This window comes from Actinotignum schaalii FB123-CNA-2, assembly GCF_000411135.1.
GTDB lineage: Bacteria > Actinomycetota > Actinomycetes > Actinomycetales > Actinomycetaceae > Actinotignum > Actinotignum schaalii_A.
On record NZ_KE150262.1, the window covers coordinates 1,258,078 to 1,271,117 of the forward strand.

The window sequence follows — 13,040 nt, forward strand, 5'->3', positions numbered from 1 at the left end:
TGGCCGGAGTGAAACAGGTATCCTGGTGGGCGGGCATCCCCGGTCTGGATGCCGTGAAAAATAGAACTAAGGAGAAAACTATGCCCGCACGTCTATCCGTGGACGGCACCCTCGTCACCCTTGACGAACCGTGCCCGGGAACCGCCTATTTCGCCGCGGATCGCGCGATTATCGCCCTGAAAGTCAACGGGGAACTCAAGGATTTGGCCACGGATTTGACCACGCTGGACGGCGCCGAAGTGGAACCGGTGCGCATTGATTCCCCGGACGGGCTCAATATTCTCCGCCATTCCGCCACCCACGTGCTGGCCCAGGCAGTCCAGCAAATCTACCCGGATGCGAATCTGGGCATCGGCCCCTTCATTGAGGATGGCTTCTACTACGATTTCGGCAATATTGACCCGGTTACTCCGGAGATGCTGAAAGAACTCGAAAAGCGCATGAAGCGCATCGTTAAGGAAAATCAGCGTTTCGTGCGGCGCGAAATCACCGAAGAAGAGGCGCGCCAGGAAGAAGCCTCCCAGCCCTATAAACTCGAGCTCATCACCACCAAGGGTCACGATGCGGATGGCGCCAGCGTAGAAGTGGGCCATGGTGGGCTCACCATGTACGACAATGTCAATCGCCACGGCGATGTGGTGTGGACCGATCTATGCCGCGGGCCCCACCTGCCTTCCACCAAGTTCATCGGCAATGGTTTTGCGCTCACCCGCGCCTCGGCCGCCTACTGGAAGGGGGATCAGAATAACGATCATCTCCAGCGCATCTACGGCACCGCGTGGCCGAGTAAAGAAGAACTGGATGCCTACCAGACCCGTATTGCGGAAGCCCAACGCCGGGACCACCGCCGGCTGGGAACCGAATTAGATCTTTTCTCCTTCCCCGATGAAATTGGCTCCGGGCTCCCGGTCTTCCACCCCAAGGGCGGCATTATCCGCATGGAAATGGAAAATTACTCCCGCCAGCGCCATATCGAAGCCGGTTACGATTTCGTCAATACTCCGCATATCACCAAAGGCCAGCTCTTCCAGACCTCCGGGCATCTGTCCTGGTACAAGGATGGTATGTTCCCGGCCATGCGGGTGGATGAGGATCAGGATTACTACCTCAAGCCGATGAACTGCCCCATGCACTCCCTTATTTATAAGGCGCGGGGGCGTTCCTACCGCGATCTCCCGCTGCGGCTCTTCGAATTCGGAACGGTGTATCGTTACGAAAAGTCCGGCGTTATCCACGGTCTCACCCGCGCCCGCGGTTTCACCCAGGACGATGCCCATATTTACACCACCCGCGAGCAGATGCGCGAGGAACTTTCCTCTCTGCTCACCTTTGTGCTGTCCCTCCTCAAGGACTACGGTCTCAACGATTTCTACCTGGAGCTATCCACGAAAGACCCCAAGAAGTTCATCGGGGATGACGACCTCTGGGAAGAAGCCACCCGCACCCTGGAAGAAGTGGCGCTATCCTCCGGTCTCGAGCTGGTGCCCGATCCGGAAGGCGCGGCCTTCTACGGCCCCAAGATTTCGGTGCAGGCACGTGATGCCATCGGACGTACCTGGCAGATGTCCACGATCCAGCTTGATTTCAACCTCCCGGAGCGTTTCGGCCTGGAATACACCGCGCCGGACGGCTCGCGCCAGCGCCCGGTCATGATCCACCGGGCCCTCTTCGGCTCCATCGAACGCTTCCTGGGTGTGCTGGTCGAGCACTACGCCGGGGCTTTCCCCGCCTGGCTCGCTCCCGTGCAGGTGCGCCTGGTGCCGGTGGCCGAAACCTTCAACGACTACTGCGAAGATATCGCCCGGCGCCTGCGTGAACAGCATATTCGTGCCGAAGTGGATACGTCCGATGATCGCTTCGGCAAGAAGATTCGGAACGCCGCGAAGGAAAAGATTCCCTTCACCCTCATTGCCGGTGGGGACGACGTCGATGCCGGCGCCGTGTCCTTCCGTTTCCGCGACGGCGAGCAGCATAACGGGGTCGCTATTGACGAAGCGATCGCGCATATCGTGGATGTGGTACGACGGCGCGCTAATGAGCCGGAAGCGGAGAAGTTCTAATGCTCTCCCGGAGCGGGCGGCCTCTGGCCCAGGCAATTTTCGGTCCCATTGCGCGCCTGTGCGTGCGCGCGGGGATCAGCGCCGACGCGGTGACGATCACCGGAACCGTGGCGGTGGTGGCCTGCGCGCTCATCCTCTATCCCCTCGGGCACCCCGTGTGGGCCTCCTGGATTATCGGTATCACCGTCATTTTCGACAGTCTTGATGGCCAAATTGCGAGGTTGACCGGAACCGCGTCCCGCTGGGGTGCCTTCCTGGACTCCACCCTGGACCGCCTGGCAGATTCCGCGATATTCTGCGGGATTCTCCTGTGGATCACGCGTTGGAACATCGGGGCGACGGCCGGGCTCACCGACTGGCTGGCTCTGGCCTGCCTGGCGGCCCTCCCGGCCGCGCTGTGCACCTCCTACGCGCGCGCCCGCGCCGAAGCGGTGGGATTCACCGCGAATGTGGGGATCAGTGAACGCGCGGACCGGCTGGTTATCGTGCTGCTCGGGGCGCTGATTACCGGCTACGGGGCCAGTGCATGGGTGCTGCTGGTGGCTCTCGGTTATCTCGCGGTAGCCGGGTGGATCACGGTGGCCCAGCGCATGGTAACGGTCTACCGGCAGTCCCGCGCGGAGCACGGTGCTGGTGAGCGGGTCGGCCAGGGGAGCGGCCAGTGAATCTCGGCAATCTTCTTTTCCGTGCCACCGGGGCGGTGGCCCGGCTCCCCGAACCGGTGGGCCGCGGTCTCTTTGCCGCGGTCGGGACGGTCGCCGGAGCTCTGCCGCTGCGCGGAACCCAGCAATTGCGCCGCAACCTCGCGCGGATACGCCCAGATGTGCGCGGCAGGGCTGCCCGCCGGCTCAATCGCGCCGCCATGCGTTCCTATATGCGCTACTATTACGAAGCCCTGCGGCTGGGAAATTGGGAAGCCGACGACTTAGCGGCGCGGGTCATCGAGGACGGTCTCGATTCCGCTCGCGCGGAATTTGCCCGCGGCCATGCCCTCATCGGGGCGCTCATGCACATGGGCAATTGGGATATGGCTGGGGCGTGGTCGCGCTATTTCCTCGCACCTGTGTACACCCTGGTAGAAAAATTAGAACCCGCCGAGGTTTTCGAGCGCTTCGTGCGCCTGCGTGAAAATATTGGGATGGTTATCTATCCCGTGGTCAAAGGCGGTGGGGCGATTCACCGTCTCGCGGAGGATACCCGCCAGGCCCCCATTCTCGCCCCGGTTCTGGCTGATCGTGATCTCACCGCGTCTGGCGTGGAAGTGGAATTCTTTGGGGAGAGTATGCTCGCCGCTGCCGGACCGGCGATCCTTGCCATAGATACCGGCTGCGCCGTCGTTCCTATTTTCTCCTACTACGTGAAAAGGGAACGTACCCGGGAAGTGCCCACCCGATGGCGGATGGTGCTGCGCAGCGGCGCACCCATCCGCGCGCGAGTGGACGCCGCGGCTTCCCCGCGCGAACGCCACGCAGAAATCGAGCGAATCACCCAGGAATGGATCACAGCTTTTGAAGGCGTGCTGGCTGAGCACCCTGAGGACTGGCATATGCTCCAGCCTGTTTTTGTCGCCGATTTGGACGGTGAACGCTACCGCACCAACCGTGAGAAAGCCGCCCGGGAACTTGCGTGCCGCCAAGCAGAGTACGACGCGAAGGAAGGAACGCCGTGAACATCGGGATTGCCTGCCCTTATTCGTGGGACGTGCCCGGGGGAGTGGGATTCCACATCCGGGATCTAGCCGAGGAGCTCATCGCCCGCGGACACAGTGTTTCGGTGATCGCCCCGAGTGAAGAAAACGAGGCGCTGCCCGATTACGTGGTACCGGTGGGAGCCTCCGTGGCGATTCCCTATAACGGTTCGGTAGCGCGCCTCTCCTTCGGTCCGCGAGTCAATCGGGCGGTACGCCGCTGGCTGCGGGAAGGGAATTTCGATGTGCTCCACGTGCACGAACCTTTCGTTCCTTCCGTTTCTATGCTTGCCCTCATGAGTGCGGAATGCCCGGTCGTCTCCACCCACCACACCGCCATGGACCGTTCCCGGGCCTTCGACCTCTTTTCTCCGGTGCTGCGCCCCATCCTGGAAAAGATCCAGGCGCGTATCGCGGTTTCCCAAGAAGCACGCCGTACCACGGTGCAGTATTTAGGCGGAGACGCTTTTATTATTCCCAATGGCGTATATACCGCCGATTTCGAAGTACCGCGTGATGCCCGCTTCACCGGCACGCCCGACTCGCCCACTTTCGGATTCCTCGGCCGTCTGGATGAGCCTCGCAAGGGTCTGCCGGTGCTGGCCGCTGCCGCCCCGCTCATCCTGCGCGACTACCCGCAGGCGCGCTTCTTCGTGGCCGGGAAAGGTGATGAGGAAGCGGCACGGCAACTCTTCGGGGAGGCGGCCGCACGGGTGACGTTCCTCGGTCCCGTCAGCGATCCCGATAAAGCCGCCATGCTCGCCAGTGTGGACCTTTACGTAGCCCCCAATACCGGGGGTGAATCCTTCGGAATTATTCTTATCGAAGCAATGAGCGCGGGTGGTTTTGTGCTCGCCTCGGATATTCCCGCTTTTCGCGCGGTGTTGGGCGGGGGAACCTTCGGGGACCACTTCGCCAATGAAGACCCGGAGGATCTGGCCCGGGTGGCCGTGGCGGCTTTGCGTGATCCGCAACGCCGGGCTCGGGTGGCGCAGGCCGGCCAGGCCGAAGCCCAGCGTTACGACTGGTCCACTGTTGCCTCTCAAGTCTTTGCCGTGTATGAAACAGCGGTCCGCACCGCCCAGATGGAGGTAGAGCAGTGAATATATGGTGGTGGCTTGCCCTCGTCGCCGGCGTGGTGCTTCTCCTTCTCGGTCTGAGCGCGGTGGTGGCGGCCCGTCGCCTTGATCGCCTCCATACCACCCTCCTGAAATCGCGCCGGGCGGTGGAACAGGCGCTCGCCGCCCGCGCCCGCACCGCCTACGATATGGCTATGTCCGGGGAATTGGATATGGCCGGGGCTCTTATCCTCACCGATAGTGCCCAGCGGGTGCTCTCCGCCTCCATGCTTCCGGTGGTGGCGGACGGATTGGAAGCCTTACCCGGTGATATGCGCGATGATCTTCCCGATCCGGCCGTGGCAGCCCGGGAACGGCGCGCGGTGGAATCCGAGCTTTCCCGCGCCCTGCGACTCACCGTGGATGAGCTGGACCCGAACGATATCACCGATGCAGCCGCCCGTGAATTTTACCGGCGCCTCGAACGTGCCCGTCTCGATGTGCGCATGACACGCTCCTTCCATAATTCGCATGTGGACCAGGCTCGCCGGGTACGCAATTCCCGGATTCTCTCCATTTTTCCCATCGCCGGGCACGCCCCGGTCCCGCAAACCATCGATATTGACGATGAGTAAGAGTTCCCGATGACCACCACTCCCCGGCGTGCTGCCCGCATTATCGCCCTGGATGAAGCCGGCCGCGTCCTCCTCATCCGCGGCCATGACCGGGACGATCCTTCCCACCGGTGGTGGTTCACGCCCGGTGGGGGACTGGAAGATACGGAAAGCCCCCGGCAGGCGGCAGTGCGGGAATTTCGGGAGGAGACCGGCGTCGTCGTAACTGAAACGGAACTTATCGGGCCGGTTCTGCGCCGGCACGCAACTTTTCGTTTTGCCCGTACCACCCTCAGCCAAGACGAAGAATTTTTCGCGGTGCGGCTGGACGCGGTGCGCGCCCGCGCGGCGGTGACCGGAAGCGGGCGGGCCTGGACCGCGGCGGAAGAAGAACTTCTCGACGTTATCGACTGGCGTGCCGGCGCGCAACTCGCTGGTTCCCCGAGGGAACGGGTGTATCCGGCGGGTCTCGCGGAGCTGGCGGCCCAGGTGCACGCCGGATGGGATGGAATTTGCCGCGAGCTTTGGGAGAACTAACCTCCCTGAACGGTACAGCTTAGGCGCGCTGCGGCCCAGGTAATAGTTCCCGGGCCTCGAACCGCGTACAATGGCTCCGGAAGTTTTTATCTACTCGGGAGGACACGTGTCAGGACACTCCAAGTGGGCAACCACCAAGCATAAGAAAGCCGCTAATGACGCCAAGCGCGGCAAGCTTTTCGCGCGTCTGGTCAAGAATATCGAAGTGGCAGCGGCAACCGGTGGTGGAGATCCCGCGGGCAATCCCACGCTCTTTGACGCGATCCGCAAAGCCAAGCAGAACTCGGTGCCGGCCGATAATATTGATCGCGCGGTTAAGCGTGGCTCGGGTGAAACTGATGATTCCATCCAGTATGAAGCCATTACTTACGAAGGTTACGGCCCGGGTGGGGTGGCTATCCTCATCGAATGCCTGACCGATAACCGCAATCGTGCCGCCTCGGATGTGCGTACCGCACTCACGCGCAATGGGGGGACCCTGGCGGATCCGGGTTCGGTTTCCTATCTCTTCAACCGTCGCGGTGTGGTGGAAGCGGTTAAAGGGGAGAACTCCGAGGATGACGTTCTCATGGCGGTTCTTGACGCCGGCGCCGAAGAAATTGAGGACGACGGCGAAACGTTCACCATTTACTGTGCTTCTAGCGATGTGGTAGCTGTGCGAACCGCGCTTCAGGAAGCCGGAATTGACTACAATTCCGCAGAATCACGCTTTGTTCCATCTACCAATGTTCCCCTGGATCGCGCCGGCGCGGAAAAGCTCCTCAAACTCACCGATGCGCTCGACGATGTCGATGATATTCAAGAGGTCTACACCAACGCGGATATCGCCGATGAGATCCTCGCTGAGCTCGAGGGTGAGTAGTGCGCATTCTGGGTATTGACCCGGGACTTACGCGCTGCGGGCTGGGAACCATTGACGCCGATGTGACGCGGCGGGTGCGTTTGGTGGATATGCGCGTGGCGCGCTCTCCGGTGGACCTGGCCCCGCATCGGCGTCTTCTCCTTATCGCGGATGAAATCGACGCGGTGATCGCGGAGTTTTCTCCCGAGGTCGTGGCGGTGGAACGCGTTTTCGCGCAGGAAAATGTGCGCTCGGTGACCTCAACCGCGCAGGTGGCCGGTATCGCTATGCTGGCTGCTGCCCGCGCCCAGCTTCCCCTCGGCTTGCACTCGCCCTCCGAAGTGAAAGCAGCGGTCACCGGTTCGGGGCGCGCCGGGAAACTCCAGGTGCAAAATATGGTTCAGCGGATTTTAGGTCTGGCCGAGCTGCCGCGTCCCAAGGATGCCGCGGACGCCCTCGCCATTGCCATCACCCACGCATGGCGCGGGGGCGCCCACGCCCTGGATGCCACGGTGGATAATGGTCAGCACGGCGGGGCCGGTACCCTCCCACGTGCCGAAGGAGCGGATTTGACCGCCGCGCAGCGAATGTGGGCGGGAGCTGAACGCATGAGTCGGCGCGCCGGCGCGGTCTCCCCGCACCGCTCCGCTACCGGCTAGAGTCATGAGGAAGGAGCCCTGAGTGATTGCAAGTATTCGCGGAACTGTGAGCCGTGTTACCACCACTTTCGCGGTGATGGAGGTCGGCGGGTGGGGCGTCAAAGTTTTTGCGACGCCGGATACTCTCGCGCGCCTTCGCGAAGGCGCGGAAGCTTTTCTCTATACCTCGCTGGTTGCCAGCCGCGATGATCTTCCCTCCCTCTACGGTTTTAGCGAAGCGGACGAGCGCGACGTTTACGACATTATGCAAACGGTGTCCGGGATCGGCGCCAAAGTTGCGCTCGCTCTCCTCTCTGTCCACACCCCGAATGCTCTGCGCGCCGCCGTGCAATCCAAGGACGAAGCTGCCCTCACCAGGGTTCCCGGTATTGGCAAGAAGAGCGCCCAGCGCATTATTTTGGAGCTGGGCAATAAGCTTGGTCCGGCGCCGGTGGCGGCGGGTGAGACGGCCACCGCCGGGGCGGATCCCGATGCCGTGGTTGCCGGTCTGGTGGGACTGGGGTGGAAAGAAAGCGACGCCGTCGCCGCGTATGAAGAAGCGCGCGCGCAAGTACCGCAGGGCACCGTGGCCCAGCTGCTGCGCGCAAGTCTCCAAATACTAGGGGCCCGCCGATGAGCGAAGATATGTCCTTCGACGCCGGCCTGGTCTCCCCGGAAGCCAACGAAACGGAGCGTGCCGCCGAAGCGGCCCTGCGCCCGCGCCAGCTCTCCGAATTCGTGGGCCAGGACACCGTACGTGACCAGCTTTCCCTCGTGCTGCAGGCAGCGGTGCAGCGCGGGCGTACTCCCGATCACGTGCTCCTTTCCGGGCCGCCGGGTTTGGGGAAAACTACCCTCGCCATGATTATTGCGGCGGAAGTGGGCGGGGCGCTGCGCCTGACCTCCGGTCCGGCGATCCAGCATTCGGGAGACCTGGCTGCGATTCTTTCCTCCGTGCAGGAAAACGACGTCCTCTTCATCGATGAAATCCACCGCCTGGCCCGCAATGCCGAAGAAATGCTCTACCTGGCCATGGAAGATTTTCGGGTGGACGTGATGGTGGGGAAGGGACCGGGCGCCACCTCGATCCCTTTGCCGTTGCCTTTCTTCACGGTGGTAGGGGCGACGACGCGCGCCGGCTTGCTGCCCGCTCCCTTGCGTGATCGCTTCGGCTTTACGGCGCACCTGGAATATTACGAACAGCGCGACCTAGCCCGTATTGTGCGGCGTAATGCCGTTAAGCTCGGCCATAGCATTACCGAGGATGCCGCTCAGGAAATCGCCGGGCGTTCGCGCGGCACCCCGCGTATCGCCAACCGGCTGTTGCGCCGCGTCCAGGACTGGGCGCAGGTGCGCGGCACCGGGGAGCTGGACCTGAGGGCCGCGCGGGCCGCCCTCGACCTTTTCCAGGTGGATCCAGCCGGGTTGGATCGGCTTGACCGTGCGGTACTCGACGCGGTGTGTACCCGCTTTGGCGGTGGGCCGGTGGGCCTGACTACCCTGGCAGTTTCGGTGGGAGAAGAACCGGAAACGGTAGAGACGGTGGTCGAACCCTACCTGGTGCGCGAAGGCTATCTAGTGCGCACTCCGCGGGGGCGAATGGCGGCCCCGCGGGCCTGGACGCATCTGGGTTTAACTCCGCCTACAGATTAGTTTCGTCACGGCCGCAGGTGTTTTCAGTTATGCACGGTAAACTGGCACGGTAATTATTGTCTTTTCCAAGGAGCTCTCGCGTGGAATTCGTCATCATGGGCGCCATCCTGGTGGGGATGGTTCTGTTCATGTCCCAGTCCAATAAGAAGGCCCGGGCACGTGCTGAAGAACACCGCAATAGCATTCTGGTGGTCGGCACAGATGTCATGACCACCGCGGGTTTTTACGGGCGCATTGTTGCTATTGACGGGGATGCGGTGACGCTCGAAAGTCCCTCCGGGGATGAAACTGTGTGGTCGCGCCTGGCTATTCGGGAGCAGGCCTCCATTCCCTTCGCGCCGATCACTGAAGAAGAAGCGGCGGCGGAAGATGCTGCGGAAGCCGCTCGCCTGAGCGCTTCGGAGCTATCCGGAGCCGGCGCGAGCGATGCGGATAGTGCCGCGGGAACTGCTGCTTCCGCTAGTGCGGCGGCCCCGGAAGTGACCGGTCACGTGACTCCTCGGAGCACGGACTCGGCTTTTGGTGAAAAGAAAGATGAGTCGGGCTCGGCCTGGAAGTAAACACTATGTCTCAATCTAAAAATTCCGGCGTCCGGTTATCCTGGCGCCGGATCATTACCCTTGCGATCTTGGCGATCGCGCTCTTTGTCTCCCTGGGGGTGGGGTCGGCAACGGGCTCCGGATCGGATTCCCGGTGGACCCCGAATTTTGCTCTTGACCTCGAAGGGGGCACGGAGCTTATTCTCACCCCGAAGACCACGGATAATTCCGAGATCACTGCCGAAGATGTCAACCAGGCGATTGAAATTATTCGCCAGCGCGTGGACGCTTCGGGTGTGGCGGAAGCGGAAATTACCTCTCAGGGTGGCTCCAATATTGTGGTGGGTCTGCCCGGGCATCCCAGTCAGGAAACCCTCGACCTCGTGCGTAATTCCGCGGTGTTGCGGATGCGCCCGGTGCTCGCCATGGCGAATCCGGGAACCATGAAGGGCGAGGGGGAGAATGCCGCACCCCTGGCCGGCACCGCGCTGGAAGAAGCGGCCATGAAGGCTGCCGACGCAGATGGAGACGGCAAGCTCTCCACCACTCCGCCCAGCCAGCCGAGCAACGCCTCGGATCCAGCTTGGGCGAAAACCGAGCGGGTCACCTACGATGCGCTGACCTTGGATTGCACCGCAGAGAACCCGGCTACCGCCCCGGAAGAAAACCCGGATACCGCGCTGGTGGCCTGCGGGCAAAGCAAGGATTCTAAAACGGGCGAGGTCACGCCGTTTAAGTACGTGCTCGGCCCGGCCGAGATTGCCGGAACGAACCTGACCCGGGCCACGTCAGGTTTCGATCAGCAGCAGGGCCAGTGGATTGTACAGTTGGAATTCGATAACGAGGGCGCGCAGAAGTTCTCTGAAGTGACCGGGCGGCTGGTGGGCCTGAAGAGTCCACAAAACCAATTCGCTATCGTTCTAGACGGGCGCGTTATTTCCTCCGCGGTTCCGCAAACCCAGATTTCAGGCGGGCAGGCCGTTATTAACGGTTCCGGCATTAACGCGACGACGTCGCGGGTGCTGGCCAACCAGCTGCAATTCGGTTCGCTACCCCTGGAATTTGAGGTGCAATCCGAACAGCAAATTTCGGCCACCCTCGGTTCTGAATCGCTGCGCGCGGGCCTGGTGGCCGGGCTGATCGGTCTTGTGCTTATTGTTCTTTACCTGATTTGGCAGTACCACGCCCTCGCTATTGTGGCTATCGGCTCGGTGGTGCTTGCCACGGGCTTGTCATACGGGGTTATTTGTTTACTGTCCTGGGTGATGGGTTACCGCTTGTCAATGGCCGGCGTCGTCGGTCTGGTTATTTCTATCGGTATCACGGTCGATTCCTTCATTGTGTTCTTCGAACGTATTCGGGATGAGATTCGTGACGGGCACGCGGTACGTACCGCGGTGCAGCGCGGATGGAAGCGCGCAACCCGCACGATTATCGCCTCTGATTCCGTCAACCTTATTGCCGCCGGGGTTCTCTACTTCATTGCAGTGGGCTCGGTGCGCGGTTTCGCCTTCACTTTGGGGCTCACCACGATCCTCGACCTCGTTGTCGTCTTTATGTTTACCTATCCGCTTATGACGCTGCTGGTGCGCACTAAGTTCTTCGGCGGGGGGCACCCGGCATCGGGTATGTCCGCCAAGCATTTGGCGCATACCCCGGCGTACCGCGGCCGTAAGGTTCCCGGGGAAGGCTCGCTTGCTGAGCGTCGCACCCGCGAGCGTCGGGCCGCTCTCCCCGCGAGCAGCGAGGGAAAGGAGAACGCCTAATGTCGATGTACAGCTTAGGTAATGATCTCTACTCTGGGCGGCGCAGCTTCAAAATTGTGCAGCGGCGCAAGACCTGGTACACCATCGCGATTATTTGCGTTATCGCCTCGTTTATCGCGCTCTTCACCCGCGGGCTCAATATGGGTATTGAGTTCACCGGTGGATCCCAGTTCACGGTCTCGGGGGCACAAACCACCGATCAGCGCCTCGCCTCGGATATCATGGCCCGCCACGGCGGGGATGCAGCCGCTCGCGTAGCCCAGGTAGGTGAGAACTCCCTGCGCATCCAAACCTCGGCGAATGCTGATGGTACCGGCGTGGGCAATACGGAAACAGAAGCGATCCGCACGGAATTGGCTGAAGCATACGGAACCTCCGTTCAGGATGTCACCTCCACCTATATCGGCCCGGTGTGGGGCCAGGATATTTCCACGAAGGCCCTCCAGGGTTTCGTGGTCTTTATCGTGCTGGTGCTCCTCGCGCTGTGGGCTTATATGCGATCCTGGCGCAATGCCCTGGGCGCAATCGTTGCGCTCTTCCACGACCTTGTGGTGACGGTGGGTATTTACTGTCTCTTTGGATTCGAATTCACGCCGTCCACCGTGATTGGTCTGCTGACAATCCTCGGCTACTCCCTGTACGACACCGTGGTGGTTTTCGATAAGGTCCGTGAAAATACCGAGCACGTGCTGCGTCAGCACCGTGTGACCTTCGGGGAGTCCACGAACCACGCCGTCAACCAGACTCTCATCCGCTCCATCAACACCTCGGTCACCTCGATTATGCCGGTGGCATCCATTCTGTTCATCGGGGTGTACCTTATGGGCGCGGGTACCTTGCGCGATCTTGCGCTGGTGCTCTTCGTCGGTCTGCTGCTCTCGGCGTACTCGTCCATCTTCTTGGCGGCGCCGCTCGCCGTCACCCTGACGAATGCCGATCCGCGCATCAAGGCCCATAACGCGGAAGTGGCTGCTGCGCGCGCCGAACGTGTTGAGGCCGGTGTTGCGGAAGAGGACGTCGTCTCCGCGGTGCTCGAACCTGGCCACCATCTTGGTAATACCGCGCAGCCGCGCCGCAAGAAGAGGAGCAAGAAGTGAGCACTGCGTTTTCTTCGCAACTCGTGGAACTAGCGGCCAGTCGGGTGCGAGAACGTGAAAACTTCCCGGCGCCCGGGGTTATCTTTCGTGATATCACCCCGCTGATAGCAGACGGTGAAGCATTCCACCTCTTTATTGATGAGCTGGCCCGCCATTACGAAGGTAAGATCGACGCCGTTGCCGGGCTGGAATCACGCGGATTTATTTTGTCCGCGCCGCTGGCATACGCCATGGGGCTGGGAATGGTTACCATCCGCAAAGCCGGGCGGTTGCCCGGGCCGGTTATCGGGGTTGATTATGAACTGGAATACGGTTCGGCCCGGATGGAGGTTCAGCCCTTTAATATTGAAGATGGACAGCGCGTTCTTATCATCGATGACGTTCTCGCCACCGGTGGAACCGCGAATGCAGCCTGTGAGCTGGTGGAAAGCTCGGGCGGGATTGTGGCCGGCCTGTGCATGCTCATTGAGCTGGCGGGTATGGGCGGTCGGGAGCGTCTGGCCGGTAGGCAGGTCGAAGCGGTGCTAACCTTCGATTAACGCAAGAGGGG

General features: G+C 61.6%; 14 protein-coding genes. All 14 read left to right on the forward strand.

The window, feature by feature from the left end; all coding sequences use genetic code 11:
* The first annotated feature begins 80 nt into the window (after positions 1-80).
* The 14 genes from thrS to HMPREF9237_RS05165 all read left to right on the forward strand — a co-directional run bounded on the left by thrS (position 81) and on the right by HMPREF9237_RS05165 (position 13,029).
* Entirely contained in the window at positions 81-2,060 is a 1,980-nt protein-coding gene (gene thrS / locus HMPREF9237_RS05100) for a threonine--tRNA ligase (RefSeq protein WP_016442664.1), read from the forward strand.
* Positions 2,060-2,725 carry a phosphatidylinositol phosphate synthase gene (gene pgsA, locus HMPREF9237_RS05105; RefSeq protein WP_016442665.1) on the forward strand — a complete coding sequence of 222 codons (666 nt, stop codon included), beginning with the start codon at positions 2,060-2,062 and terminating at the stop codon, positions 2,723-2,725. The genes thrS and pgsA overlap by 1 nt, the downstream gene beginning before the upstream one ends.
* On the forward strand, positions 2,722-3,729 hold the full coding sequence (locus tag HMPREF9237_RS05110) for a phosphatidylinositol mannoside acyltransferase (protein ID WP_016442666.1): 1,008 nt from the start codon (positions 2,722-2,724) through the stop codon (positions 3,727-3,729). Before pgsA ends, HMPREF9237_RS05110 begins: the two co-directional genes overlap by 4 nt.
* Complete coding sequence (locus HMPREF9237_RS05115; protein ID WP_016442667.1) at positions 3,726-4,850, forward strand: glycosyltransferase family 4 protein; 1,125 nt, start codon at positions 3,726-3,728, stop codon at positions 4,848-4,850. The genes HMPREF9237_RS05110 and HMPREF9237_RS05115 overlap by 4 nt, the downstream gene beginning before the upstream one ends.
* Entirely contained in the window at positions 4,847-5,440 is a 594-nt protein-coding gene (locus HMPREF9237_RS05120; protein WP_016442668.1) for a hypothetical protein, read from the forward strand. The genes HMPREF9237_RS05115 and HMPREF9237_RS05120 overlap by 4 nt, the downstream gene beginning before the upstream one ends.
* Positions 5,441-5,449: 9 nt before the next feature.
* Positions 5,450-5,956: an NUDIX hydrolase gene (locus tag HMPREF9237_RS05125; protein ID WP_016442669.1), complete on the forward strand. Its 507-nt coding sequence runs from the start codon at positions 5,450-5,452 to the stop codon at positions 5,954-5,956.
* Positions 5,957-6,062: 106 nt separating this feature from the next.
* Positions 6,063-6,818 carry a YebC/PmpR family DNA-binding transcriptional regulator gene (locus tag HMPREF9237_RS05130; protein ID WP_016442670.1) on the forward strand — a complete coding sequence of 252 codons (756 nt, stop codon included), beginning with the start codon at positions 6,063-6,065 and terminating at the stop codon, positions 6,816-6,818.
* Positions 6,818-7,456, forward strand: a complete 639-nt coding sequence (ruvC, locus tag HMPREF9237_RS05135; protein ID WP_016442671.1) for a crossover junction endodeoxyribonuclease RuvC — start codon at positions 6,818-6,820, stop codon at positions 7,454-7,456. The genes HMPREF9237_RS05130 and ruvC overlap by 1 nt, the downstream gene beginning before the upstream one ends.
* A gap of 22 nt (positions 7,457-7,478) precedes the next feature.
* Complete coding sequence (ruvA, locus tag HMPREF9237_RS05140; RefSeq protein ID WP_016442672.1) at positions 7,479-8,072, forward strand: Holliday junction branch migration protein RuvA; 594 nt, start codon at positions 7,479-7,481, stop codon at positions 8,070-8,072.
* Entirely contained in the window at positions 8,069-9,088 is a 1,020-nt protein-coding gene (gene ruvB / locus HMPREF9237_RS05145) for a Holliday junction branch migration DNA helicase RuvB (protein ID WP_016442673.1), read from the forward strand. Before ruvA ends, ruvB begins: the two co-directional genes overlap by 4 nt.
* 80 nt (positions 9,089-9,168) lie before the next feature.
* Entirely contained in the window at positions 9,169-9,648 is a 480-nt protein-coding gene (locus HMPREF9237_RS08945; RefSeq protein WP_016442674.1) for a preprotein translocase subunit YajC, read from the forward strand.
* Between the two features lie 5 nt (positions 9,649-9,653).
* Positions 9,654-11,393, forward strand: coding sequence for a protein translocase subunit SecD (gene secD / locus HMPREF9237_RS05155; protein ID WP_016442675.1), 1,740 nt, complete (start codon positions 9,654-9,656; stop codon positions 11,391-11,393).
* Entirely contained in the window at positions 11,393-12,490 is a 1,098-nt protein-coding gene (gene secF, locus HMPREF9237_RS05160; RefSeq protein WP_016442676.1) for a protein translocase subunit SecF, read from the forward strand. Before secD ends, secF begins: the two co-directional genes overlap by 1 nt.
* Positions 12,487-13,029: an adenine phosphoribosyltransferase gene (locus HMPREF9237_RS05165; RefSeq protein ID WP_016442677.1), complete on the forward strand. Its 543-nt coding sequence runs from the start codon at positions 12,487-12,489 to the stop codon at positions 13,027-13,029. Before secF ends, HMPREF9237_RS05165 begins: the two co-directional genes overlap by 4 nt.
* The last annotated feature ends 11 nt before the right edge of the window (positions 13,030-13,040 follow it).